Raw genomic sequence first — 26,370 nt, forward strand, 5'->3', positions numbered from 1 at the left:
TTTATTTTATACATGACTTCAGTTGATTCACTCGACTTCTCTAATCCGCGCCAATGCCTGATCAATTCTCTCCACGGCAATAATATTCAAGCCGCTGATTTTTTGCTTCGGCGCGTTTGCTTTTGGAATCAGTGCGTGGGTGAAGCCGAGTTTGGCCGCTTCTTTTAATCGCTCTTGTCCGCGCGGTGCGGGACGTACTTCACCGGCCAAACCGATTTCGCCGAACACGACCAAGCCTTTGGGCAATGGTTTATTGCGCAACGAGGACACGATTGCCAGCAGTACCGCCAAATCCGCCGCCGGCTCGGTGATTTTCACGCCTCCGACCGCATTGATGAATACGTCTTGGTCAAAGCACGCCACGCCTGCGTGTCGGTGCAGCACAGCCAGCAGCATCGCCAAGCGATTTTGCTCCAACCCGACCGATAGACGCCGCGCGGTCGGCGCGTGTGAGGCATCGACCAGCGCTTGGACTTCGACCAGCAACGGTCGCGTGCCCTCTTGCGTCACCATGACGCAGGAACCAGCCACATCCTCTTTGTGCTGTGACAGAAAAATCGCTGACGGATTGGTTACGCCTTTCAGCCCTTTTTCGGTCATGGCGAACACCCCCAGCTCGTTGACCGCGCCAAAACGGTTTTTGATTGCGCGAATCAGGCGAAACGATGACTGTGTGTCGCCCTCAAAATACAATACGGTATCAACGATGTGTTCCAGCACGCGCGGCCCCGCGAGGCTGCCCTCTTTGGTCACATGGCCAACCATGATCAGCGTGATGCCGGTCGCTTTTGCCACCCGTGTCAGTTGCGCCGCGCACTCGCGCACTTGCGCCACCGAGCCAGGCGCGGAGGATAATTCGCCCGAATACATGGTCTGAATCGAGTCAATCACGGCGACGTCGGGTTTGAGCTGCATCAAGGTATTGATGATGCTGTCCAAATTGATTTCGGCTTGAAACTGCATCGGCGCATTGGCCAAATCCAGCCGCTGCGCGCGTAATGCGACCTGCGCACCCGACTCCTCGCCGCTGATATACAGCACCGGTCGGGTTTCCGAGAGCGAGGCAAGCGATTGCAACAGCAAAGTGGATTTGCCAATACCCGGGTCGCCGCCAATCAAAATCACGCCGCCGGGCACCAAGCCTCCACCCAACACGCGATCAAACTCGGACACGCCGCTGGAAAAACGCGGCACGTCCTGCGCGTGAATTTGCTTGAGCGCTTGCACGGGCGAAGCGGGAGCGAGCGCGGAGAAACGGTTGTTACTCGCTTTTTCGGGCGCGGTTTCGACGAGCGTATTCCACGACTGACAGCTCGGGCATTGCCCCGACCATTTGGCCGAGACGCCGCCGCATTCGCTGCACACATACTGATTTTTTGCCGGTTTTGCCATGATCTCAATTCTAAAAATAATTACATCGATTATAACAACACGCGCACCATGCCGCGATCATTCATACTCACGATGAGTGATTTTTTCACGATATGCCCTTGGATGACGTTCAAAAACAGTGCTTTGTTATATAATGCACGAATTATCTTTGCTTAGATTTGGACTCATAAGGATTAACGATGAATACAACTACCGACGCACCTGTTATTGAACTTTTCGCCAGCGATTTGCCGGTTCATTGCCCGAATCCTTCGATGACGCAGTGGAGCAGCCATCCGCGCGTGTTCATCAAACTGATTCACGGTGAAGGCAAATGCCCGTACTGCGGCACCGTTTATCGTCTGAAAGCCGGTGAAAAAGTTGCGCATCATTGATCGGCATCGCTGATTTTTCAACGCATAAGGTAGCACATGCCCAAACGCAAACCACCCAAATCGGTGTTGGCTATGTTTGTCAACGCCTCCGAGCTGGAGCAGGCATTCTACGCCGCTCTGGCGCAAGGCGATGTCGAACAAATGATGGCATTATGGGTGGACGATCAGTCCGCCATTTGCATCCTACCGAATTTCCCCTATGCGCAAGGTCATCTCGCCCTGTCGGAAACCTGGCGCACCTTGTTTGAAATCGGTCGATTCAAAGCGCAGGTACTGGCCAATCACACCTTGGACACCAGCCAAACCGCCGTACACAATCAATTGCTGCACATTGAATTGACGCTTAATCAGGATGCGGCGGTACAGCACTTTAACCTGCACAGCACGCTGGTTTTCTCCAAAACCAAAGACGGCTGGCGAGTGTCTCTATTTCATGCCAGCGTGGCTTTGGACACCAATAAGCTGGTGGATGAAATGCCCAGGCTGCTGCATTAAATTAATTCGTAATTAACTTTCAATAAACAATATAATCAATTGATTATTAATCATTTTTATTTAGGATTTCATGAGCAAACGCATTGACTTTTATTTTGACTTCACCTCACCTTATGGCTATTTCGCCAGCACGCGTATCAACGCATTGGCAGCGAAATACGGCCATCAAGTTGACTGGCATCCGTATGTCGGTGAAGAGTTCAAGCCATCCAACAGCGGCACGGGACTATCCCAAATCCCTGCCAAACTGAAATACCAAAAGCGCGATATTATCCGCACCGCGCAATTTGAACAGATTCCCTATCAAGAACCGAGCGTGACCACGCTGGATGCTCGCCATGCTGCACGCGCCGTGCTATGGGTCGAGTCGAGTTTGGGCGAAGCCAAAGGCATCGAATTGGCACAAGCCATTTTACGAGCCTATCACGTCGAGGGAAAAAATATCAGCGATACGCAGACCATCGGTGCGCTTGCCCAAAACATCGGTTTGAACAGCGAAGAAGTGTTGGCCGGCATCAGTCACGCCAGCACGCGCGAGCAATTCCGCGCCGAGGTTGATCTGGCAACGGCCAAAGGCGTGTTTGGCTCGCCGTTTTTCATCCTCGATGGCGAACCATTCTGGGGCTTTGACCGCATGGATCAGCTCGAAGCTGCGCTCAAGCGCAAAGAGCTGGGTAAAGAAACCAGCGAAAACGCTTAAAAAAGTCCGATCATGCGCCCCGCCGACCGAGCCGAGATGTTTCGCCGCCTGCAGCAGGCGAATCCGCACCCCACCACCGAACTGAGCTACACCAGCCCGTTTGAATTACTCGTTGCGGTCGTGCTCTCGGCGCAGGCCACCGACATGGGCGTGAACAAAGCCACTGCCCGCCTCTATCCGGTAGCCAATACACCTGAAGCGATTCTCGCACTCGGCGAAGAAGGTCTGATTTCATACATCAACACCATCGGCCTGTATCGCAGCAAAGCCAAACACGTCATCGGCCTATGCCAGCAACTACTTGAGAAACACAGCGGCGAAGTACCGAATGATCGTGCCGCACTCGAAGCCCTACCTGGCGTTGGACGCAAGACTGCCAATGTCATTCTCAATACCATTTTTGGCGAACCCACGATGGCGGTGGACACGCACATTTTCCGCCTCGGCAACCGCACCGGCCTTGCGCCGGGAAAAAATGTCTTGGAAGTCGAGAAAAAACTGCTGAAAAACATTCCCAAAGAATATCTGCTGGATGCGCACCATTGGCTCATTTTGCACGGGCGCTACGTCTGCCAAGCGCGCAAACCCAAATGCGGCGAATGCATCATTGAGAATCTATGCGGCTTTAAAGAGAAGAACCTGCCTGAATACCTAAACACCGAACCAATGGCCAAGGCAAGTAGGTCAGCCAACAAGTCTGCTAAAGCCAAACAAGCGCCAGCCAAAACCATCAAAAAATCGACTGCATCAAAGGCTGCATCAAAGGCGGCTACAAAAACCACAAAGCCCAAGGCCAAAGCCAAAGCATGAGCAACCTACTCTCCGTATTTTTGGTCGGACTGGGCGGTGCATTCGGCTCCATCGCCCGCTACCTCGTGGGCAATGCGACCATGCGCTGGGCTGCGCCACACAATGCGGTTGGCTTTCCGTGGGGAACGCTGTTGGTCAATATCCTCGGCTGCGCCGCCATTGGCGTACTCGCCGTTGCCATCGAGCGCCTGACTTCGCTCAACACCGAACTGCGGCTGCTGCTGATTACCGGTTTTCTCGGCGGCTTTACCACCTTCTCCAGCTTCGGTTTGGATACATGGGCGCTAATGCGCAAAGGCGAATGGCTGTATGCCACTGCCTACGTCAGTGCGAGCGTTGGGCTGGGCATTTTGGCTGTGGCGCTGATGTTTGCCTGGATGGGAAAATCAGCCTAATTTGCTTTTATTGCAAGAAACAAAAAAGCGTGCATCCCTGTACGCTTTTTTATTGATTGAATTAAGACCTCGTAACCGGTCTAATTGGATCCATTTGCTCCGGACTAATATGTTTTGAATAATCAATCTGCATTTCAGACTCGGGCAGATTAAAAACCTTTGCCAAGTGCTCCGGCGAAACCACAGATAAACCCCGCTCCAAATCTTCTTCTTTAAAATCGCCTGCTTGAACGAAATACAATATCCCGACACACTGCCAATGCGGCTGCAAATATTGCCCGTTTTTTATCATCGTGTTTCATTTCAGCTCAATATAACTCGATTTCCCAGTCAGCGAATGGTGTCTCGGCCGACCGACCACTGATGTATTGGGCAATATACTGTGCTGCTCGATGCTGCGCCTGCTGTGCATTGAGCACGTTTCCTTGCGCATCCATTTCAATTACGTTGGCAAAAATCGCATACACCCGCTCCAACGCACTGGGCTCACGAAATATCGCCGAATAATCAAATCCTTCTAATAGAGGATGAGCCACCGAGCCATTGACCAGCCAATAGGAAAATTTCCTCAGTGCACCTTTAAATGATGGACTCAAACGTTGCATAACTGTGGCCAGAACATCGTCCGCACTCGACATCTGTGCTGCTAAAAGAATGCTCTGAATCTCATGACGCACAGGCGCAGTCAATGGCACGGCGGGATGCGCACAATAATCTCGCAATACGCTCAGTGCCATTGATCCGACTTTGGATGAGCCGTCCCACTCTTTTTCATCATTGTTCAACGCATCCAACGCTATTTGATACACAGCGATATCATTGGGATCAAAATTTATCGACCAGTGCTCACCAAACACCTCATGAATCGCCTTTTGCTCCGCGATTTTGCGCTGTAATGCGATCAACCAATGATCGCGCACGTTTGCAGAAATCCCCATCACCACCACCTATTAATGATTATTGCGATAACCGCTGTCATTGTAGGGCAAATACCAGCCCACTTTAGCAAAAATCACGGCTATTTGATGAGCGCCGGATCAATACTGAGCAAATGCCAATTGCTTCTTAATCCGATGAGCAATACAATGCACCGTATCCATAATTTCTCAATCCGATCTCAAGGAGACAGCATGCGCATTACCGATTTCGCCACACAACGCCGCACCACCAAGGCTTTTGATCCGAGCAAAAAATTGACCGATGAGCAAATGGCTCAATTGCAGACATTGTTGCAATACGCACCCTCCTCGACCAATTCGCAGCCGTGGCATTTCATCGTTGCCCACTCGGATGAAGCGAAAAAGCGCATTGCGAAATCCACCGACGCCGGTCATGTATACAACACACCAAAAATTCTGGATGCGTCGCATGTCATCGTGATGTGTACCAAAACACTGATGGATGAGGTTTATCTGCAAATTTTGCTGGAGCAGGAAACCAAAGACGGCCGCTTTGCCAATGAGCAATTCCGCCAAGGTCAGCACACCGGTCGCAGTTTTTACGCGAATATGCACCGCTTTGAGCTCAAAGACGCGCAGCACTGGATGGAAAAACAAACTTATATCGCGCTGGGTTATCTGTTGCTCGGCGCCAGTACCATGGGCATTGATGCCTGCCCGATCGAGGGCTTTAATCCGACGGTGCTCAACGAGGAATTGGGCTTGCGTGATAAGGGTTATAACGCCTCGGTGATCGTTGCTCTGGGAACGCATACGGAGAATGACATCAATCAAACCTTGCCAAAATCACGTTTGCCTCAGGAATTTATTTTTTCGAGCATTTGATTTATCGTAGGAATTAAAATACAGGTCGGGCTTTGCCTGACCTGTTTGCTTTTAGATTTACCCATCGGGAGAACGCATGAATATTCTCATCACCGGCTCGGCTCATGGAATTGGTGCCGCCACTGCGCGTCAGTTTGCCCAAGTTGGTCATCATGTCGGCGTATTTGATATTGACGCGACGGGTGCGCAGGCTTTGGCGACACAATTGGGCGACAACGCCATTTCAGGTGCAATGGATGTGTGCTCTGCGAGCGACTGGGATCGTGTTTTGCGGCAGTTTACCGAGCATTTCGGTTCATTGGATGTGTTGGTGAACAACGCCGGATTGCTGTGCTCGGGTAAATTTGAGCAGATCGAACTGTCGCGCCATCTGGACCAATTGCAGGTCAATGTCAATGGTGTTTTACTCGGCTGTTACAAAGCACGGCCTTATTTGAAGTCGCATGCCAATGCCAAAATCATCAATCTCTCCTCCTCGGCGGCGATTCACGGTCAGCCGGATTTGGCCAGCTACGCCGCCAGTAAATGCTTTGTGCGCGGTTTGACCGAGGGGTTGGATGCAGAATGGGCCAAAGACGGCATTCGGGTGATCGATATGATGCCGCTGTTTACCGCAACCGACATGGTAGTCGGGATGCAAGCAGGCAGTATCGAGTTGATGGGGGTTCGATTGCAGCCGGAAGACGTTGCCCGAGCCATAGTCAAAGTCGCTGAAAAACCCAATACCCGCTGGCAAAATACCCATCAGCCGGTTGGCTTGCAGGCCAAAATATTGCATCGTTTGGCCGGATTTACCCCCGAATGGCTCAATCGCCAATTTCATATTTTCATGAGTAAATAAGTTGCGTACTCGCGCTGTTGTGTCTACAGCCATGAAACAAAGGCCGCAGTAGCGGCCTTTTGTTTTGCTCGGTAACGAGTTAGCGAGCTTGTCTCAAATGGGGGTCAATTGCCCGCAGCCGTATCCACCGCGTTTGGATTCTGCGCCATTTTCAACAGTTCATTGTCCAAATGGTACAAGGCGCTGGTTGAATCGCCCAGTAATTTGAATTTATCCAAAATGGAGTGGAACAATTTTTCTTCTTCGTGCTGCTCGGCAACGTACCATTGCAGGAAGTTAAACGCTGAAAAATCCTTTTGCTCAAACGTCACCGCGACCAACTCATTGATTTTGCGGGTAATCAACTGCTCGTGCTCATACGTTGCTTCAAACACCGCTTTGAGTGAATCAAACTTGTGCTGTGGCGCGTCAATCTGACCAATCAACGCCATCGCGCCGGTGTCGTTTAAATACGCAAACAGTTTGTGCATGTGCATCATCTCTTCAGTCGCGTGGCTGAACAAAAATGCCGCCGCCCCTTCAAATCCTTGATTGCTGCACCATGCGCTCATTTGCAAATACAGGTTTGATGAATAAAATTCCAGATTGAGCTGTTCGTTGAGTTTTTTGACAATCGGTTCGGATAACATCTTGATTCCTTTCAGTTAATGGGCGGTTGGGTGAGGTATTGCATACTACTTCGTCTGTTGATCATCGGCAACTGTACAAAAACAATTAGGCTTTATGATGAACAGCGTCGGGTATATTTTTGATCGATCGATGGACAGCGAATTGAATCACGACAATCAAACCGATGTACAACGCTTGCGCCGCCAATGTCTCGACGGTCGGATAGATGCCCAAAGCATTGCTCTCCAGCCAAGTGCTGGGCAATGGGGTCATCGGCACGATGCCCGTCAATTGTAGCGCATGTAGACTGATGCCGAGGATTTTGAAACCGAGCGCATAAATCAGCCATGTCAGAATACGGAACATTTTCGCCACCGGCAAGGTAACGCTGGTTTTGGCCATTATCCAGGCCAAAGCCAGCAGCAGCACGATTGCCGCTGCGATACCGCTCAAAAATGCCTGCGTGCTGATTTTTGGCAAAATACCCGCGTAAAATACGATGGTTTCCGCACCCTCGCGAAACACCGCCAGAAAACTCAGACCAAATAGCGAGATCAGACTGCCGGTGGACAAGGCTTTGCCCATATGTTTTTTAATATAGGCATTCCACGATTGGATGCTGGATTTGCTGTGCAACCATGCCCCCACCATCAGCATCATCAGCACAGCGGCGATGCCGACAAAGCCTTCCAATTTTTCACGACTTGCGCCTGCGCTGACGGCGGGAAATAGTTTTTGCAAGGCCAATGCGCCCAAAATGCTGGCGATCAGTCCGGCGACCACACCGCCGTAAATCCATTTTTTCCCTTGCGGCTGTTGAGCGACATTCAGCGCACTGACCAGCGCCATGACGATGAGCAGCGCCTCTACGCCTTCGCGCAGCAGAATCAGCATGGCGTCAATCGCGCCATACTGCGCTTGCGGATTGATCTGCTCCAATTCGTCAATCAAATGACTCAGAGTGTTTTGTTGTGCCGCGTCGTTGCCATGCGCCAGTATCACCGGAATTTGATTCTCTACGCGGCTGTACAGGCTCGGATTGCGCGTGCTGACTTCGCCTTCGATATTCGGCCAAATCGTAATGAAGGTGGTGAGTTTTTCTTGCCCTTGGCTCAATTGCCCCGAGCGAAACGCGCCCAAACCATCGCGCAGCAACTGCACCCCGCCGTTAAAATCGTAGGTACTCGACGCTGCGGCAACGGTTTCGCCGCTGTTGTAGCTGTCGATGGCGGATTTCAGGTGTTGCGATTGTTGGCGGATTTTATCCAAATCCAAAGGCGCAGTTTCCAAGGCCACGCGCATCAGCGCCATCGCTGTTTCCATCTGGCCGTAATGCCCCATGCTGGTATTGCGTACGACGCGCTCGTTGCCCAGCCATGCCGCGTTGAACTGCTGATAGGCGGCTTTGAGCGAAGCCGCATCATGGGCAGAGGCCTGTTCAATCGCCTGATTTAGCTGCTCATACGCCGGCACCATTTGCTTTTTGAATGCTTGCCGTTTGGCGCTGTAGTCCACCGGATTTTGCTCTTGCTCAAAGGCATACAAAGCATTGGACAACGCGGACAGTTGCTCGGGTTGCGGATGATTGATCGCTTGAGCGATGGCTTGGTTGACCGCTTGTCCTTTGACCGTTTGGCTCTGGGTTGTATTCTGAATGGCATTAAATGCGTTTTGTAGCTCGATCAGGTGCGCTTTGGCTTGCTCGTCGCGGCCGCTTTTGCTCTCGGCCATGGCGTCGGACAATGTGACGTACAGATGGCTCATCGGCACGCGTTTGCTGCTCGCGGTCTCTGCTTGAACGCTACCCGTCTGCGCCTGTGACCCATTCGGCATAGCCGCGAGGCAAAATGCGCTGATCAGCAGTACAAGAGCGATCCATCGTTGGGTATTTGCGCGAATGGTGGTGTGCATGGGATTCATCCTTGTTTGCTTTCCAACAACGCTTGGCCTAGGTATTCGCCTTCCTTCACTCCGCCAAAGCAGGCAAACAGCCCGCTGCCGATGTGCGTGGTGTACTCGTTCATGCGGTCGATTTTGCCCAAGGCCGATTGGATGGCGATAAACTGTGCGGGTGATTTTTGAAATGAAATGAACAACAAACCCGTATCAAACTGCCCTGTTTTCGGGTCAATACCACTGGAGAATGAGTAGGAGCGGCGCAACATCTGCAAGCCGGTTTTCTTGGCCAGTGCCATGTGTGAATTCTCGGGAATCAGCGGTTTTCCGCTCGGATCGGTGCGCTGCATATCGGCGCTATCAAACTCACGCGCAGCCCCCATCGGCGCGCCCTCGGCTCGCGTGCGTCCGAAGGTTTCTTCCTGCCCTTTCAGACTGGTGCGATCCCAAGTTTCCAAGTGCATTTGAATGGTGCGCGCGACGAGGTAGGAGCCGCCATTGAGCCAATTCGGTTGATTCACCCAGATGTGTTGCTCGGCATTTTTCAGGGCTTCTTGGTTGGCCGTACCGTCTTTGAACCCAAACAGATTGCGCGGGGTCGCACTGGCTTGATCGTAGGCGTTAAACCCCGATTGGCTCCAACGCATGGTGATATTGGCACGCGCCTGCCGTACCAATTGACGCACCGCATGAAACGCCACCTGAGGATCATCGGCGCAACTTTGGATACAAATATCACCGCCGCTCAACTCGGACTTGAGCTGGTCGCGTGGAAACAGCGGCAAATCGCTGAACTCCTGCGGCGCCAGCGCGGACAATCCCAGCTTTTTGAGAAAGGATGGGGAAATCCCAAATGTCAGTGTCAAACCATACGCGCCCAAACTATCGGCCTCGCCGGTGTCTTCGGGCGGTACAAATGGGTTATCGCCATACGGCATAATATTTGCACCTTGGGTCAATTTTGCCGAAAACGCCGTCCACTTTTTAAACATGTCTTTGATCGCCTCGATGTCCTCGGTGTGTAAATCCATGACCAAAAAGTAAATGTGCTTTTGTGCGGGCGTGACAATCCCCGCCTGATGCGCACCGTAAAAAGGATGCGTTTGCTGGGCGATGGCGTTGTAATTGACCGTGGGCTTTGACGGTACGAGCGCTGAATCTTTGGGTACATTTTTGCCACAGCCGGTCAGCAAACCACCGACCAAACCGATGGAGCCGATCGAGCCGATACCGATGGATTGGAGAAAACGGCGACGCGCGTGTGGCATGGATGATTGTGCAGATGAAATGGTTTCGACTGCTCGGGCGGAGGCGGCGGAATGAACCGTTGATTGGGATGAGGACATGATGAGTTGGATTGGGGGCGAAAACACGACGCATTGTTTTGACTGTCTCGCAATGAATCGAGTTTAAATGCGTCGTGTTGGTTAAGTTGATTAAAATTACTCGGTATCGTTATTTAAGTACGATACCCATTTGTGCCAGCGGCTCGCCCAGTTTGTTCACCGCTTCGGCCAAGGCTTTCGTGTCCTGTTTCGAGAGCTGATTGTACGGTTTGTAACCATGCTCACCGACTTTGTGCTGTGCAAGCAGATCATCCACCGCTTTGAATTTTTCGCTCAAATCTGCGACCAGCGCAGGATTTTTTTGCTGTAATTTGGGTTTGAAAATATCGAAGATTTTTTCAGCGCCTTCAATATTGGCTTTAAAGTCGTACAAATCGGTGCGTGAGAAAATTTCCTCTTCGCCCGTAATTTTGCTGGTGGAAACTTCATTGAGCAGGTCAACCGCGCCTTGAACCATCAATTCACCGCTCACATCGGCCGTTGGGATTTTTGCGCGCAACTCTTTGATGTCATTGACCAATTGCTTGCCCAATTGTTCTGTGCCTTTGGTGGTGTTTTTCGTCCAAAGGATTTTTTCGATGGCGTGAAAACCGGTCCAAGCCTCGCCTTTTTCCAAATCGGCTTCGCGGTTGTCAATGCGTGGGTCCAAATCACCAAAACTCTCGGCAATCGGCTCCGAGCGTTCAAAATACATCCGAGCCAGCGGATAGAGTTTTTTTGCCTCAGCGACGTTGCCCGCATTCAGATGACCTACGAATTTTTCGGTCTCAAGCAGTAATTGGTCAATTTGCCCTTCCACCCATTTTTTGTATGCTTGGGTCTCTGCGTTTAAATCATTGGCTACTGTAGAAGTTGCTGCAGGGGTTGCCGCAGTAGGTGCCGCTGGACTGGCAGAGGCGACTGTTTGTGTGGGTGATTTTTCTGCTGTTTGATCCGTTTTGTCACATGCGCTTAATGTCGCTGCGGTCAACGACGCTGTGAGTAGCAAGGCCAATGCGGGATATTTCATAACCATCCTTTACGAGTTTTATTAAACATAATGAGAACTGTTCGCATTATCATTAACATTTAAATCGTCGTCAAGGCATTTCAATAAAACCTGTCAGAAATCCCCCACACATCATCATTCCGTAAAAATGCAAAAGAAAAGGCAAGTCAAACGACTTGCCAACCTCTTGTCATCTTTGCCATCTTTATCATGCGCCAATTCGTGCAATCAAAATGCCCCATGATCGTGACGGTAGAGCTCCCACTCGCCTATCGTTTTGCCGTTGGGTAAATGACATACGCCGTATTCGCTGCCATCGGTTTGGCGCTTGATTTCCGATTTACCGCCCTGCTTGACGCAGTATTCAGATGCGGGATTGGGCATGCCGATGGGATTATTGGGCGTGGTTGTTGATGAAGGGATTTGATTCATTGAGTGTTGTGCGCAAGCGCCTAAAATGATTGGGCACATTGCGCTGATGAATAAAAACTTTTTGGCATCATTCATGATTTTTGCATCCTTAATTGATTAAAAAAATATGGTTTGCATGAATAAAGCCTAAGCTGTGCTTTGGTTGACCCTACTTTACTCCAATCTGTAACCACAACGCGGAAATAACAAAGGCGCAGTGATGTGCGCCTTTGCTATGAAGTTACCACAAGCGATTATTCACGCGTTACAGCATGGAGTGGGTTTTTCGGATCGTAGTTTGCTGGATCGAGCGGCATGTGGTTAGAGATGTAATCTTTGAGCACATTCGCATCGGTAAAGCCTGAGTTGACCCAAGTCGGATGCACGCCTTTGAGCTTCGGATAGCCATCGCCACCGGCTGAGGCAAAATCATTGAGCGCCATACGGTACGTTGCCGTTGGGTTCAGTGGTTTGCCGCCAATCATGACGTTGGTCGCTTCGCCTTTAACGTATTTCATCGACACATTGGCAAACTGCGGGAAGCCGCCCGAGCCAGCGGTCATTTTGCCCAAGGCATTCAGGTAGTTTTGTACCTCGGCGCCGCTCAAATCAACGTAGCTGATTTGGTTCCCAAACGGTTGTACCTTGAGCACATCGCGGTAGGCTAAATCGCCCTCTGGCAGTGACTCACGGATACCGCCTGAGTTCATCACCGCAAAGTCGGCTTTGACTTTTTCGCGCATGGCGGTACCGATCAATACGCCGAGGTTGGTCGGCTGGCTGCGCACGACGTCGCGCTTGCCCATGAATTCACCGGTGGATTTACCCACTTTGATTTTTAGGGCTTCCTGACCTTTGTCTTGGAATGGCGTCAGGAGTTTCAGGAGTTTCGGATCTTCGGAGATTTCGCTGGCATACAGTACTTTGGTTTTTTCGCCTTTGTCATTGGTCACGGTTTTTTTCAAGTTGACCGGAATCAATTGGTATTTGACCAAATTGAGTTTGCCGTTTTTGTACTCGAAATCTGCACGGCCAACGTATTTACCCCACTCGTGCGCCTGTACGATCCACGCGCCGTTTTGCTGGTCAGGACGGCATTCGCCACCTGGGACATACGCGTCGTTACGCGTGTTTTCCGCGGTCATACACACCGGATTTTGCGAGTGGCCGCCGACGATCAGGTCAATGCCTTTGACCGCGCGCGCCAGCTCCACATCGCCTGGTGCATTCGAGCCGTGTTTGCCATCGGTGTAATGACCCATATGCGTTGCCGCAATCACGATGTCCGCACGCCGACGCAGTTGCGGTACAAGCTCGCTGGCCTCAACGATCGGGCTGCGAAATTCGATGCTGTCTTTGCTGGCCGGATTCACTTGCGCCCCGCTGCGCCATTTGCCTGCGTATTTCAGGTTGTCGGGATTGACCAATTTACCCGTGTCATTGGTGGTCAAACCCATGACGGCCACGCGCACGCCACCTTTGTTAAAAATTTTGTACGGTTCAAACATACGTTGGCCGCCACGGTAAGTATTGGCCGAGAGGAATGGAAAGCCCGCCCAGTGCGCTTGCTTTTTCAGCACGTCCAAGGAGTTGTCAAACTCGTGATTGCCCAAGGCCATCGCATCATAGCCAATGGCTTTCATGCCTTTGAAATCCGGCTCGGCATCCTGAATATCCGATTCCGGTACGCCGGTGTTGATGTCGCCACCGCTCAATACCAACAATTGGCCGCCCTGCTTTTTGACCTCTTTGCGAATTTGATCGACCAGTGTTTTTTGTGCGGCCAGACCGTATTCACCGTCTTGGTTCTTCCAAAAACGACCGTGGTGATCGTTGGTGTGCAAAATGGTCAAACGCACACCCGCGTTGTTTTGTGCGGGTTTGGCTTGGGCAGATACGGCAAAGGTGCCGCCCAGCATGGCGAGAATGGCAATGGCCAATGGGGTGTGTTTCATGAAAGGCTCCTGTTGTTTGTGCTTAAAATTAAAATGGTTATCTAAAACAGCTAAAGCGTGAGAATTTTAAAACAAAAGGACGCATTTCTGCGTCCTATTTTGCTGTTGTGATGGCATATTTGAGCTATTCATCGATCAAAACGTCAGTGTTCGATCCGCCCAGACGATCATTTCGACCAAATCATTCATACTTGAAATCGGACAAATCTCCGTAGACGCAAGCTCGCGTCCGCGTTTACACGTGCCGCAGCAGCCAACGACTCCACCAGCGTCGTGAAAAATCTGCAACTGCGCACGGACATCAAAGGTTTCATGCACAATGCCCTCTATTTCCACGCCCGCACTCATCAGAAAAATCCGCACTTCGTGCCCCGCCTTGATCGACGCATTGGCAAAACGAACGCCATTCCACGCTTTTTCCGGCTCATGGGTTTCAATCAAAATCCCGAATTTCATGCTTTTTTCTCCCGCTTTACCGCACACACCAACGGCGGTACGAGCGATACAAACTCGCCGCGATCACTGTCATAACCCGACAAAGAGCCGCTGCGCATATCAAAGTACCAGCCGTCAACTTGTACCGCCCCTTCGGCGACCTTCTCTGCCAACCATGGATAGGACAACAGATTGCTCAACGAGACCAATAGCGCCATTTGCTCGCAGATTTCATACGCATCACGCTGCGGGTTTTTGCGAAACGCGGTGACTGCCGCCTGTTTCGCGGTCTGTGCGATATCCAACCACTTTGCCAGCGAGCTGCCATTCGGTGCAGAGTCATCCATCAGTCCGCGAATACCGCCACAACCCTTATGCCCGAGCACAATCACGCGCTTGACCTGCAATACTTGTACGGCAAATTCTAAAGCCGCTGCCACGCTGGCGTGTTCGCTGTTCGGGTCAAACGGTGGAACGAGATTGGCGACATTGCGCACCACAAACATCTCGCCCGGCTCGGTACCGAGTAAGGCAGGCGGATGCACCCGCGAGTCACAGCAGCCGATGACCAGCGTGGTCGGCTTTTGTCCGGCCTTGAGCTGCTCGTACAAAGCCGCATCATCACCGAAATAGCGTTGCTGATAGCGGCTAAACCCTTGCAACAGCACATCCTGCATCGCCCCTGCTGCGCCAGCGTTTTCACCGATTAACGTCACTTGTGCTGCCGCACTCGCCGATGAATCATCCATTGCCCGCCTCATGCGCAGTTTATTTACGCGGACGAACCAACTGCCATGAGCGATTCAGATACGTCACCGTGCCAAAGCCGCTCCATGCATGAACCAAACGTGTGAATGGGAACACCACGAACAGACTCATCCCGAGGAATAAATGCAGCTTGAATACCCAGGACGCATGCACGATATAGCTCGCCGCATCGCCACGGAAGGTCACAATGTGCTGCGCCCATGTCATCAGCGCCACCATTTCTTCGCCATCCAAATGTTGCGCAGACACGAAAATCGTGGACAATCCGGCCAACACGGTCGCGAGCAACCACAGTAAAACCAATTTATCGCGCCACGTGGTGTTTTTCGCCAGACGCGCATTGCCGAATCGACGTGCGAGCAAAATCAGCAGACCGAGTAAACACAGCACGCCCATAATACCGCCCGCGACCATGGCGAATACCTGTTTGGTGCTGTGCGAGATGCCCAGCGCATCCCACACCGCCACCGGCATGAGCAAGCCGACCAAATGCCCGAAGAACAAGCCCAAAATCCCGATATGAAACAAAATATTGCCCAAGCGCAATGAGCCTGCGTGCAGCACCTGCGATGATTCGCTTTTCCAACTGTACTGCTCGCGCTCAAAGCGCACCAGCGAACCGAACAGGAAAATCACGGCGGCAATGTACGGGTAAATCCCGAATAAAAATTGATGTAAGTAATCCATCGTTTTCTCCACTCCGACGGCGCATCACTGCGGCCGTTGGGCATAAAAGTTAATCGGTGCTACCGCCGGTGTCGCCATGCGCTGATTGAGCAATGGCTCCACGCCTTCGGCATTCGGCCCGAAGGTCTCCATCGCCTCGTCCATGTCACGAATCGGCGGTACGGTCAGCGGCTCTGGTACAACCGGAGAGCGCGCGACCAGTACCTCAAACACCGAGGCATACAGCGACTCATTGCCTTTGAGCTTATGGCCGATATGCGCCAAGACATGCACCGCCTCGCCGAGCAAAGTTTGCGCTTCGGATGGTGTGCATTCGGATAAAAACTCCAAAAACAGCGGCACATAATCCGGCAGCTCGTCCGCCATCACGTCAAATCCATGTTTGCGGTACTCGTCCAGCAAATCCACCATCGCCTGCCCGCGTGCACGGTCTTCTCCATGTACATGCTCGAACAAATGCAGCGAATGCGACGGCGTGCGGTCAAAAGTTTGCACATAGCGTTCTTGCAAATGAATCAAATCGGTGTGTGCCATCTCATCGAGCAAAGGCGTCAGTGCAGGCACAAAATCAGCGTATTCATCGGCCAGCAGCGCGCGAATCTCGGGAATGCCCGCCAGCATTTCCGCTTGCGGATAGCACAGCAAGGCTGAGAGTATTTTGTAGAGTTTCATCAGTCGCCCTCCCCTTAACCACGATTTTGATTGTTTTCACGATCACGACGCAGATCATGAAATACGATTGGCGTGGCCTTTTTCTTACCAAATAGATTCGCTTCCGACGTGCCGGTTGAGCAGCCATTGCCAAAGGTAAAGCCACAACTGGATTTGTCATCGAACGCGTTTTCCACCATCTCTTTGTGCGAGGTTGGGATGACGAAGCGATCTTCGTAATTCGCAATCGCCATGATTTGGTACATTTCCTCGACTTGCGCACCGGACAGATGCGTGCCTTTGAGCGTGGTTTCATCGACCTTTTGCTCCACCGATTGGGCGCGCATATAGCGGCGCATCGCAATCATGGTTTCCAAGGCTTTCAACACCGGCGTTTCATTGCCTGCGGTGAGTAAATTGGCCAAGTATTTCAATGGGATACGTAAATCTTTCACATCCGGGATGATGCCGTTTTCCCCTACGAGACCGTTTTCCACCGCCGATTGAATCGGTGACAGAGGCGGGATGTACCACACCATGGGCAAGGTGCGGTATTCGGGATGCAGCGGGAACGCGACTTTCCACTCCATCGCCATTTTGTACACCGGCGAGTTCTGCGCCGAGTCAATCCAGCTTTGCGGAATGCCCTGTTTCAAGGCTTCGGCCTGAATCGCCGGATCGTTCGGATCAAGGAATACGCCCAATTGCGCTTCGTACAAATCCTGCTCGTTTTCAACGCTGGCCGCCTGCTCGATTTTGTCCGCGTCGTACAGCAGCACGCCGAGATAGCGAATACGGCCGACGCAGGTTTCCGAGCAGACCGTTGGTTGACCGCCTTCGATGCGCGGGTAGCAGAAGGTGCATTTTTCCGCCTTGCCCGACGTCCAGTTGTAGTAGATTTTTTTGTACGGGCAGCCGGAAATACACATCCGCCAGCCGCGACATTTATCTTGGTCGATCAACACGATACCATCGTCTTCGCGTTTGTAGATCGAGCCGGAGGGACAGCTCGCCACGCAGGTCGGGTTCAGGCAGTGTTCGCACAGACGAGGCAAATACATCATGAAGGTGTTTTCAAAGGCCGCGTGCATGTCTTTTTGAATGCCCTCAAACAGCGCGTCTTTGGCGCGTTTGGCAAATTCGCCGCCCAGATCATCTTCCCAGTTCGGCCCCCATTCGATTTTTTCCATCTTCTCACCGGTCAAAACGGAGATCGGCCGTGCGGTCGGCGGGGTTTGCATTTCCGGCGCGTTTTGCAAATGCTCGTAGTCGTAGGTGAACGGCTCGTAGTATTCATCAATTTGCGGCAGATTCGGGTTGGCAAAAATATTGGCGAGGATTTTGAGTTTGCCGCCTTGGCGCGGTTGTAACTTGCCATCGGGTTTGCGCACCCAGCCGCCATTCCATTTGTCTTGGTTTTCCCATTCTTTCGGGTAGCCGATGCCCGGCTTGGTTTCCACGTTGTTGAACCACGCGTATTCCACGCCGTCGCGGCTGGTCCAGACGTTTTTGCAGGTGACCGAACAGGTGTGGCAGCCGATGCATTTGTCCAGATTAAGGACCATGCCGATCTGTGCTCTGATTTTCATAGTATTCTCCATTAGCGCGAATGAATGAACCTCGTATACTTCGTTGCGCTCGCTTGCTGTACAAGTTGTACTATCTGCGCTCGCGCGCCTTGTCTACAAGCCTCATTCATTCGCTTAGCTTGATCATTAAGCCGTTATCGAACTCAAATTCGCAGGCTGATCCATCCAGTCCACTTTGTCCATTTTGCGCACGATGACGAATTCATCACGGTTCGCACCGACCGTGCCGTAGTAGTTAAAGCCGTAAGACTGCTGGGCATAGCCACCGATCATGTGCGTTGGTTTGAGCACTGCGCGCGTGACCGAGTTGTGAATGCCGCCGCGTTTTTTCGATACTTCCGCACCCGGGACATTGACGATTTTTTCCTGTGCGTGGTACATCAAAATCGCGCCATCGGGAATGCGTTGGCTCACCACCACGCGCGCGGTCAAGGTTCCGTTAAGGTTGAATACCTCAACCCAGTCGTTGTCCACCAAATGGGCACGTTTGGCATCTGCTTCCGACACCCAAACGTGCGGTCCGCCGCGTGAGAGTGTGAGCATGCGCAGATTGTCGCTGTAGGTGCTGTGAATGCCCCATTTTTGGTGCGGCGTGAGGAAGTTCAGCACGATTTCAGGATTGCCATTGCTGTGTTTGCCGAGCATCATGTCGGTGGTTTTCAGGTCTACCGCCGGACGATAGACGCAGAAGCCTTCGCCGAATTTGCGCATCCATTGGTGGTCTTGGTAAAACTGTTGGCGACCGGTGAGTGTGCGCCACGGAATCAGCTCGTGTACGTTGGTGTAGCCGGCGTTGTAGGATACTTCTTCGGACTCCAGCCCCGACCAAATCGGTGAGGAAATGATTTTGCGCGGCTGTGCCTGCACATCGCGGAAGCGAATCGTGTCGTGCTCGCGCGGTTTGGCCAAATGCGTGTGGTCAATGCCGGTGAATTTACTCAACGATTCCCATGCTTTAACCGCCACATGACCGTTGGTTTCCGGCGCGAGGGTCAGGATCATTTCGGCCGCATCAATCGCGGTATTGAGTTTTGGCTGACCTTTACCCGCACCTTCGGTGGCGACTTTGTTCAGGCCACGCAGGATGTCCACTTCGTGCTCGGTTTTCCAAGTCATGCCTTTGCCGCCATTGCCAACTTTTTCCAGCAACGGCCCGACCGAGGTGAATTTATTATAAATTTGACTGTAATCGCGCTCCACCACGGTCATCATCGGCATGGTTTTGCCTGGAATCGGTTCGCATTCGCCTTTTTTCCAGTCTTTCACGTCGAACGGTTGTCCCAGCTCTTGCGGTGAATCATGCATCAGCGGGGTCAATACGAGGTCTTTGCGCGTGCCGATGTACTCGCCCGCGATTTCGGAGAATTTTTTGGCGATGCCTTTGTAAATTTCCCAGTCGGTTTTGGACTGCCACAGCGGCTGAACCGCTTCACTCAGCGGGTGAATGAATGGGTGCATATCGGACGTGTTCAGATCGTCTTTTTCGTACCAAGTCGCAGTCGGCAAAACGATATCGGCGTACAAACAGGTCGTAGACATGCGGAAATCGAGCACCACGAGCAAATCGAGCTTGCCCTGTGCCGCCGGACGCACGGTGATTTCCTGCGGGGTGATGCAGTCCGCTTCGTCGCCGAGTACCGCATTTTGTGTGCCGAGCAAATATTTAAGGAAATATTCGTGGCCTTTGCCGGAGCTGCCTAAGATATTCGAGCGCCAGACAAATAAATTGCGCGGGAAGTTGTTCGGATTGTCCGGGTCATTGCACGACATATCGAGCGTGCCATTTTTCAGACCGTCCACCGCATATTGCACCGGATCAACGCCCTGCTGCTGCGCCTGATCGGTCACATCCAGCGGATTGGTACTCAACTGCGGCGCAGACGGCAGCCAGCCCATGCGTTCGGCTTTGGCGTTGTAGTCGATCATGCTCATCGGCTCTAATTTGCCATGATGCGACGGCGCGAGAATCTCGCTCATGCCAAGTTTTTCATGGCGCCATTGGCTGGTGTGCGCGTAGAAAAACGAGGTACCATTCATCTGACGCGGTGGACGATGCCAGTCCAAACCAAAGGCTAACGGCGCCCAACCTGATTGCGGACGTAGTTTTTCCTGACCGACGTAGTGACACCAGCCGCCACCCGATTGACCGATACAGCCGCACATCATCAGCATATTGATGATGCCGCGATAATTCATGTCCATGTGGTACCAGTGGTTCAAACCCGCGCCGACGATGACCATGCTCTTGCCGTGCGTTTGGTGCGCATTTTGTGCGAATTCACGCGCCACCTGAATCACCATTTCAGCTTTGACGCCGGTGTGTTTTTCCTGCCATTTGGGCGTATACGGAATATCCTGCATATAGTCTGTCGCGACCGTATCACTGGCAAACTCGGCCACGCCACGATCCACGCCGTAGTTCGCCACCAATAAATCAAATACCGTTGCCACCAAGACCGACGAGCCATCGGCCAAAGTGATGCGGCGCGCAGGCACTTTGCGAATTTGGATGTCTTTGGAATTCGCTTCGTTCACGCCTGCGAAATACTCAAAGCCCACTTCGGCCACAGCGTCGTGTTTGCCGAGCAAGCTGAGCTGCGCTTTGACCTCGGCGCCATTGGCATCCTCTGATTTCAGATTCCATTTGCCCTGCTCGCCCCAACGAAAGCCAATCGAGCCTTTCGGCGCCACGATGTCGCCGCTGTTCTCATCCACGACCAAGGTTTTCCAGTCAGGGTTATTGTCCTGCCCTGCGTTGCCGGACAAATGGCTGGCGCGTAGGAAATACTCGGGCAGCAGTTTGTCGCCGTCGTCCTTGAGCACCACCAGCATCGGCATATCGGTCAAGCGGCGACAGTAGTCTTGGAAATAATCCGACGGATTGTTCAGGTGGAACTCTTTCAAAATCACATGCCCCATCGCCATTGCCAGAGCCGCATCCGTACCCTGTTTCGGCGCGAGCCAGATGTCGCCGAATTTCGCCATTTCGCCAAAGTCGGACGATACCGCCACGGTTTTCGTGCCTTTATAGCGCACTTCGGTGTAAAAATGCGCGTCCGGCGTGCGCGTCATCGGCACGTTTGAACCCCAAACCATCAGATAAGTCGAGTTATACCAATCGGCAGATTCGGCCACGTCGGTCTGTTCACCCCAAATTTGTGGCGAGGCCGGTGGCAAGTCACAATACCAGTCATAAAACGACAAACACGCGCCACCAAGTAAAGACAAATAACGTGAGCCAGCCGCATAACTCACCATCGACATGGCGGGAATCGGAGAGAAGCCTATCACGCGATCGGGACCGTAGTTTTTCACCGTGTAGGCATTGGCCGCGGCGATGATTTCCTCCACCTCGTCCCAAGTCGCGCGCACCATACCGCCGAGGCCACGTTTGGCTTTATACTGTTTCGCACGCTCAGGGTCTTGGCTGATGTATTCCCACGCGCCGATCGGCGTCATGGTTTTACGCGCTTCGCGCCATAGGCGCATCAGATGCCCGCGTATCATCGGGTATTTCACGCGCTGCGCCGAATACACATACCAGCTATACGACGCACCACGCGGGCAGCCGCGCGGCTCGTGGTTCGGCAGATCAGGCCGCGTGCGCGGATAGTCGGTCTGCTGGGTTTCCCAGGTAATCAAACCGTTTTTTACATACACCTTCCAACTGCACGAACCCGTACAGTTCACGCCATGCGTCGAGCGCACGACTTTATCGTGCTGCCAACGGCTGCGATAGGCGTTTTCCCATTTGCGGTCTTCATCCACCACCGCCCCATGCCCGTCTGAAAACGTGCTTTTCACTTTACCGAGAAAGTTTAATCTGTCTAAAAAGTGGCTCATACTGCCTCTCTATGGTCTGATAAAAAATGCCGTCCTGAGAAATACACAATTTCCTCAAGGTACGGCATCAGTTTAGGAGAGATGAAGCACAATACCCATTGCCTGAACGTGGTGTCTATGGTGTGCAATGGGTGGGGAGTAGACTAATCCTTTTGGGGGAGAAGGTTTTTTACATTGAACTCATTGGGTGCCAAATGTCATAGCAACTATCAGGTCAATAGCATCTTCAAGCCCGAAATCAACAGCACCACGCTTAAAAAACGCTGGATCATCGGCACATTCAAACGTCGGCTGCCCAAATGCGCGCCGATAAAGCCCCCGATAACCACCGCCAAAGCCCAATACGGCAAATCGGGAGACAAACGCGGCTGATGGCTCAGTACGCCCAGCAGCCCCGAAATCGAGTTGACCAGAATAAACATCGCCGCTACGCCTGAAATCACGCGCACCGGCGCCCAATTCATGCGCAACAGCAAAGGACTGAGGAAAATACCGCCGCCCACGCCAGTCAGACCCGAGAGCAGCCCCAAAACCGCACCGACGATGGCCAAAATCAACGGCGAGACGACTTTAGGCTCCGGCTGAGTGGTTTTGAACGAACGCATCCACGAATACAGCACCGCATAAATCAGCACCACGCCAATCATCGGTTTGTACCAATGCGCGGGCAAAGTCATGGTTCCGCCGAGAAAGGCGAACGGAATCGAGGTCACCGCGAGCGGCAAAAATATCCGCCAAGAAAATGCCCCCGCACGATAAAACTGATACACCGCAATCAGCGAGACCAAGATATTCAAAGCGAGCGCGCTGGGCTTCATCACCGCCGGTGCAATCCCCACCAGCGCCATAATTGCTAAATAGCCAGAAGCACCCGCATGGCCGACACTGGCGTACAACAAGGCAATCACGCCCATCATCAGCGTAACCAGCAAGCTCCAAACCCAAGGCTCCATCCACATGTCCATTTAGCGCACTCCCACGCCATACGCCATCATCAGCCCCAAAATCGGGAACAGCATGATGACATGCGCTTGTATCATCATCCGACGTCGCATTGCATCCAAATCATCGGGGCAAAACGACGGACTCAGTCGCCAGCGGCCATAGGCTTTTTGCACTTTGAGCGACATTAAACTGATGGCAATAAACGCCAGCAATTTGAACCAAAAAATCGGTTGCGTGCTGTAAAAAGCCCAAGTTTTCACGCCAAACGCCGCGCGCGCCAAACCGCTTAATAACACCGCCAGCACGCTGCCCCAATAAAAATAACTCAGGCGCAGCAATCGCGGCACAATCGTTGCATCCCACCACGAAGCGCGGCACAAGGTGATTTGACTGCTCAAAAAAACCACCAGTCCCAGAAAGGCACTGATATGAATCACCCCCAAAAGCAGCTCAGCGTACATTCATCTATCCCTTAGTCGATTAAGCAAAACTCAAAAGAAGCGCAGCCCGCATGATTGAAGCGAATTTCACGCGCATCCGATGTCCATTCTAACTGAGATTGGAACCGTTTCCCATTAGCCAAAAGAGCAAGCCCTCGATAAAAAATCAAGGGCTTGTTCTTGAATGCAGACGCACCGATTAAAACCCCATCAGCACGGCGTTTGTGCATTTTTACGCGAGTAATACCACCAGTTAATCAGCAAACACAGCACGTAGTAAATGATGAAGCCAATCAGTGCCGCTTTCACACCACCCGTCGCAGAAATAGACAGGCCATAGCTTTTCGGTACGAAAAAGCCGCCGTACGCACCAATCGCCGCACTAAAGCCCAACACCGCTGCCGCTTCCTTGTTCGCATTGGTCTCGATTTGCGTTGCACTCACGCCTTTTCCGGCCAAGCGCGCCGCCACGGTGCTGAAAATTTTCGGCACTTGCGCGAAAGTCGATGCATTGCCCACACCGGTCAAGGCAAACAGAGCGATAAAACAGGCGAAAAAGCCGTTGAAATTACCGCTACCGTCTACGCCTTTGACCGGTAAAAAGTGAATCACGCCGAATACCGCGACAATCATACCGATGAATACCCATGTGGTCACGCGCGCCGCACCGAGTTTATCCGACAGCTTGCCGCCGATCACGCGCGAAATCGCGCCGATGAGCGCACCCAAAAACACATAGTTGGTCGCATTCACCTGCGGGAACTGCCCTTTCATCAGCAGGCCAAAACCCGCCGCAAAACCAATAAACGAGCCGAATGTACCCAAATAAAGCACGCACATCAACCATGTGTCTTTGCGTTGGAAAATCACCGATTGCTCTTTGAACGAAGCCTTCGCGCTGGACAAATCATTCATACCGAACCACGCGGCGATGGCGGAAATCGCCACCAACGGTACCCAGAAAAACGCCGCATTTTGCAACCAAATCTGTTTCACCTCGGCGCCCTTGGTGAAGGTTTGCGCCTCACCCAATGCCAATGCGCCCATGGTCACCACCACCGGCACGACAAATTGCACCACCGACACGCCCAGATTACCCAGACCCGCGTTGATGCCCAGCGCCGTACCTTTTTCCGCTTTCGGGAAAAAGAAGCTGATATTGCTCATGGACGAGCTGAAGTTCGCGCTACCAAAACCACACAACAAAGCCCAAATCTGCATTTGCCACAGCGGAGTATTCGGGTCTTGCACCGCAAAACCCAAACCCAGCAAAGGAATCAGTAAGGTCGCAGTTGAGAACGCCGTCCAACGGCGGCCACCGAAAATCGGCACGACGAAGGAATAAAAAATCCGCATGGTCGCACCCGACAGCGCGGGCAAACCGGCCAAAGTGAACAGCTCTTCCTTAGAATATTTAAAACCGATATTCGGCAAATACGTCAAGGTCACACTCAAAATCTGCCACACCGCGAAAGCCAGTAACAGCGCCGGTACCGACAGCCACAGATTGCGCCGCGCGACGGCGCGTCCTTCGGATGCCCAAAAGTTCTTATCTTCGGGCTTCCAATTGGTAATTAATTTAGCCATTTTGTTTCCAATCAAAAATATCATGCCTACTCATGACGAATGCTTAATCTCACGATTGCGCACATCACGGAACGAAAAATACATCCACACCAAACTCACGCACACCGTGCCATACAGCAGCATGAAAGAGGTCGAGCGAATACCGGTCAAATCCACCAGCGCACCGAACATAATCGGCAGGAAAAATCCGCCCAAGCCACCCGCCAAACCGACTGCGCCCGAAACCGCGCCAATGTCCTGCGGAAACTCATCGGCAATAAATTTAAACACCGAGGCTTTACCCACCGCCATCGCAATGCCCACGCCGAATAAAATCACGGTAAACACAGTCGCGTTCAAACCCAGATGGAACGATTTCGGCCCTTGAGTGCTTTGCACCACCAATTCGGTTTGCGGATACGACAGGATGAAAAACGCCACCCAGCAGACCCACATCACCGCCCAAGTCACCTTCAGCGCGCCGAATTTATCCGACAAATAGCCGCCAAACGCACGCAACACACCACCCGGCAAAGAAAAACACATCGCCAGAAAACCCGCTGTCGCCAAGCTAAAGCCATACTCATTGACGTAGTACTTCACCATCCACAACGCCAGCGCGACGTAGCCGCCGAATACCACCGAGTACAGTTGGCAATAGCGCAACACGGCGGGGTCTTTCATCAATTTCAATTGCGAGGCCAAAGTCACATTCGATGGCACCAAATGTTTCGGATCGCTGTAACTGAAGAACCAAAACAGCACCGCCGTCGCCAGCATGATCGCTGCATACACCGTCGGTACCATTTGCCAGCCTGCCCACGCAATAATCGCTGGGGCAATCAATTTGGTCAGGGATGAACCGGCATTGCCCGCACCGAAAATCCCCATGGCCATGCCCTGCTGATCACGCTCAAACCAGCGTGCCACATACGGCGTACCGACCGAAAACGAGCCGCCAGCCAGACCGACAAACAGGCCAATCACCAAAAAGTGCCAATACTGCGTGGCATAGCTCATCAGAAAAATCGGAATCACGGTGGCGATCATCAGGCAAAAAAATACAATGCGTCCGCCGTATTTATCCGTCCAAATGCCCAAAGGCACGCGAATCAGCGAGCCGGACAACACCGGCGTCGCCGCCAAAATCATGGTTTGGGTTTCGTTGAGATTGAGGATTTTTTGCAGGGGCACGCCGAGCACCGCGAACATCATCCACACCATAAAACAAATGGTGAATGCGAAGGTGCTGGCAATTAAAACCGACCACGCATGTCGTCTGCTGAGTGGGTCTTGCGTCATTATTTTCTCCATAATCGTTGCTGACGCTCGCAGATTACGCCCCTCGGTCAACAATCGCCATTCTCTGAATGGGGACAATGCACCGCAATTACGGTGTAGCACGACTACGCCAAATGGATTAGGTCACCTATCCCTATGGCCATCGACA

Annotated in this window: 25 protein-coding genes and 1 pseudogene; 7 read left to right on the forward strand and 19 right to left on the reverse strand. The window is 52.3% G+C overall.

All coding sequences use genetic code 11. The features are described 5' to 3' along the window. Window positions 1–27: 27 nt before the first annotated feature. Entirely contained in the window at window positions 28–1,392 is a 1,365-nt protein-coding gene (radA, locus tag ACZ41M_RS03485) for a DNA repair protein RadA (protein WP_464730300.1), read from the reverse strand. A 179-nt stretch (window positions 1,393–1,571) separates the two neighbouring features. Here radA and ACZ41M_RS03490 point away from each other — a divergent pair, with 179 nt between their 5' ends. From ACZ41M_RS03490 to crcB, 5 genes and pseudogenes are all read left to right on the forward strand, one after another. Then, window positions 1,572–1,766, forward strand: a complete 195-nt coding sequence (locus ACZ41M_RS03490; protein WP_464730299.1) for a zinc-finger domain-containing protein — start codon at window positions 1,572–1,574, stop codon at window positions 1,764–1,766. Window positions 1,767–1,802: 36 nt separating this feature from the next. Continuing rightward, window positions 1,803–2,261 carry a YybH family protein gene (locus ACZ41M_RS03495; RefSeq protein WP_464730298.1) on the forward strand — a complete coding sequence of 153 codons (459 nt, stop codon included), beginning with the start codon at window positions 1,803–1,805 and terminating at the stop codon, window positions 2,259–2,261. A 70-nt stretch (window positions 2,262–2,331) separates the two neighbouring features. After that, the gene (locus ACZ41M_RS03500; RefSeq protein ID WP_464730297.1) at window positions 2,332–2,961 is read left to right on the forward strand and encodes a DsbA family protein; all 630 of its coding nucleotides are present in this window, start codon (window positions 2,332–2,334) and stop codon (window positions 2,959–2,961) included. A 12-nt stretch (window positions 2,962–2,973) separates the two neighbouring features. Further along, window positions 2,974–3,597, forward strand: a pseudogene (nth, locus tag ACZ41M_RS03505) (endonuclease III); the annotation flags it as partial. A gap of 170 nt (window positions 3,598–3,767) precedes the next feature. Then, window positions 3,768–4,166, forward strand: coding sequence for a fluoride efflux transporter CrcB (crcB, locus tag ACZ41M_RS03510; RefSeq protein WP_464730296.1), 399 nt, complete (start codon window positions 3,768–3,770; stop codon window positions 4,164–4,166). Between the two features lie 61 nt (window positions 4,167–4,227). Here crcB and ACZ41M_RS03515 read toward each other — a convergent pair whose 3' ends face one another. Both ACZ41M_RS03515 and ACZ41M_RS03520 read right to left on the reverse strand, forming a co-directional pair. Further along, window positions 4,228–4,458, reverse strand: coding sequence for a hypothetical protein (locus ACZ41M_RS03515; protein ID WP_464730295.1), 231 nt, complete (start codon window positions 4,456–4,458; stop codon window positions 4,228–4,230). Window positions 4,459–4,474: 16 nt separating this feature from the next. After that, entirely contained in the window at window positions 4,475–5,104 is a 630-nt protein-coding gene (locus tag ACZ41M_RS03520) for a DUF7677 family protein (protein WP_464732126.1), read from the reverse strand. Between the two features lie 192 nt (window positions 5,105–5,296). On the opposite strand from ACZ41M_RS03520, the gene nfsB reads away from it, so the two are divergent. Together nfsB and ACZ41M_RS03530 are read left to right on the forward strand one after the other, a co-directional pair. Next, the gene (nfsB, locus tag ACZ41M_RS03525; RefSeq protein WP_464730294.1) at window positions 5,297–5,950 is read left to right on the forward strand and encodes an oxygen-insensitive NAD(P)H nitroreductase; all 654 of its coding nucleotides are present in this window, start codon (window positions 5,297–5,299) and stop codon (window positions 5,948–5,950) included. Window positions 5,951–6,026: 76 nt separating this feature from the next. Next, entirely contained in the window at window positions 6,027–6,791 is a 765-nt protein-coding gene (locus tag ACZ41M_RS03530) for an SDR family oxidoreductase (protein ID WP_464730293.1), read from the forward strand. A gap of 104 nt (window positions 6,792–6,895) precedes the next feature. Here the strand turns inward: ACZ41M_RS03530 and ftnA are convergent, their stop codons facing one another. The 16 genes from ftnA to ACZ41M_RS03610 all read right to left on the reverse strand — a co-directional run bounded on the left by ftnA (window position 6,896) and on the right by ACZ41M_RS03610 (window position 26,222). Beyond that, window positions 6,896–7,420, reverse strand: coding sequence for a non-heme ferritin (gene ftnA / locus ACZ41M_RS03535; RefSeq protein ID WP_464730292.1), 525 nt, complete (start codon window positions 7,418–7,420; stop codon window positions 6,896–6,898). A gap of 85 nt (window positions 7,421–7,505) precedes the next feature. Beyond that, window positions 7,506–9,311, reverse strand: a complete 1,806-nt coding sequence (locus ACZ41M_RS03540) for an FTR1 family iron permease (RefSeq protein WP_464730291.1) — start codon at window positions 9,309–9,311, stop codon at window positions 7,506–7,508. A gap of 5 nt (window positions 9,312–9,316) precedes the next feature. After that, window positions 9,317–10,642, reverse strand: coding sequence for an iron uptake transporter deferrochelatase/peroxidase subunit (gene efeB / locus ACZ41M_RS03545; RefSeq protein ID WP_464730290.1), 1,326 nt, complete (start codon window positions 10,640–10,642; stop codon window positions 9,317–9,319). A 109-nt stretch (window positions 10,643–10,751) separates the two neighbouring features. Then, on the reverse strand, window positions 10,752–11,651 hold the full coding sequence (gene efeO, locus ACZ41M_RS03550) for an iron uptake system protein EfeO (protein WP_464730289.1): 900 nt from the start codon (window positions 11,649–11,651) through the stop codon (window positions 10,752–10,754). A 207-nt stretch (window positions 11,652–11,858) separates the two neighbouring features. Continuing rightward, on the reverse strand, window positions 11,859–12,137 hold the full coding sequence (locus ACZ41M_RS03555; RefSeq protein ID WP_464730288.1) for a putative hemolysin: 279 nt from the start codon (window positions 12,135–12,137) through the stop codon (window positions 11,859–11,861). Between the two features lie 158 nt (window positions 12,138–12,295). Further along, on the reverse strand, window positions 12,296–13,996 hold the full coding sequence (gene ushA / locus ACZ41M_RS03560; RefSeq protein ID WP_464730287.1) for a bifunctional UDP-sugar hydrolase/5'-nucleotidase UshA: 1,701 nt from the start codon (window positions 13,994–13,996) through the stop codon (window positions 12,296–12,298). A 135-nt stretch (window positions 13,997–14,131) separates the two neighbouring features. Beyond that, window positions 14,132–14,452: a DsrE/DsrF/TusD sulfur relay family protein gene (locus ACZ41M_RS03565; RefSeq protein WP_464730286.1), complete on the reverse strand. Its 321-nt coding sequence runs from the start codon at window positions 14,450–14,452 to the stop codon at window positions 14,132–14,134. After that, window positions 14,449–15,180, reverse strand: a complete 732-nt coding sequence (locus ACZ41M_RS03570; RefSeq protein ID WP_464730285.1) for a carbonic anhydrase — start codon at window positions 15,178–15,180, stop codon at window positions 14,449–14,451. Before ACZ41M_RS03570 ends, ACZ41M_RS03565 begins: the two co-directional genes overlap by 4 nt. Before the next feature lie 19 nt (window positions 15,181–15,199). After that, a complete protein-coding gene (narI, locus tag ACZ41M_RS03575) occupies window positions 15,200–15,886 on the reverse strand; it encodes a respiratory nitrate reductase subunit gamma (protein WP_464730284.1) in 687 nt (228 codons plus the stop codon). A 24-nt stretch (window positions 15,887–15,910) separates the two neighbouring features. Then, window positions 15,911–16,558 (reverse strand): nitrate reductase molybdenum cofactor assembly chaperone, encoded by a 648-nt coding sequence (gene narJ, locus ACZ41M_RS03580; protein WP_464730283.1) that lies wholly within the window; start codon window positions 16,556–16,558, stop codon window positions 15,911–15,913. Window positions 16,559–16,572: 14 nt separating this feature from the next. After that, window positions 16,573–18,126 (reverse strand): nitrate reductase subunit beta, encoded by a 1,554-nt coding sequence (gene narH / locus ACZ41M_RS03585; protein ID WP_464730282.1) that lies wholly within the window; start codon window positions 18,124–18,126, stop codon window positions 16,573–16,575. Between the two features lie 126 nt (window positions 18,127–18,252). Beyond that, window positions 18,253–21,969 carry a nitrate reductase subunit alpha gene (locus tag ACZ41M_RS03590; protein ID WP_464730281.1) on the reverse strand — a complete coding sequence of 1,239 codons (3,717 nt, stop codon included), beginning with the start codon at window positions 21,967–21,969 and terminating at the stop codon, window positions 18,253–18,255. A gap of 209 nt (window positions 21,970–22,178) precedes the next feature. Continuing rightward, a complete protein-coding gene (locus tag ACZ41M_RS03595) occupies window positions 22,179–22,934 on the reverse strand; it encodes a sulfite exporter TauE/SafE family protein (RefSeq protein WP_464730280.1) in 756 nt (251 codons plus the stop codon). After that, entirely contained in the window at window positions 22,935–23,375 is a 441-nt protein-coding gene (locus tag ACZ41M_RS03600) for a DUF2214 family protein (protein ID WP_464730279.1), read from the reverse strand. It lies immediately after the preceding gene. A 189-nt stretch (window positions 23,376–23,564) separates the two neighbouring features. Beyond that, window positions 23,565–24,941: an MFS transporter gene (locus tag ACZ41M_RS03605; protein ID WP_464730278.1), complete on the reverse strand. Its 1,377-nt coding sequence runs from the start codon at window positions 24,939–24,941 to the stop codon at window positions 23,565–23,567. A gap of 30 nt (window positions 24,942–24,971) precedes the next feature. Further along, complete coding sequence (locus tag ACZ41M_RS03610) at window positions 24,972–26,222, reverse strand: MFS transporter (RefSeq protein ID WP_464730277.1); 1,251 nt, start codon at window positions 26,220–26,222, stop codon at window positions 24,972–24,974. Window positions 26,223–26,370 lie beyond the last annotated feature (148 nt).

Source organism: Puribacter membranae (assembly GCF_055380425.1).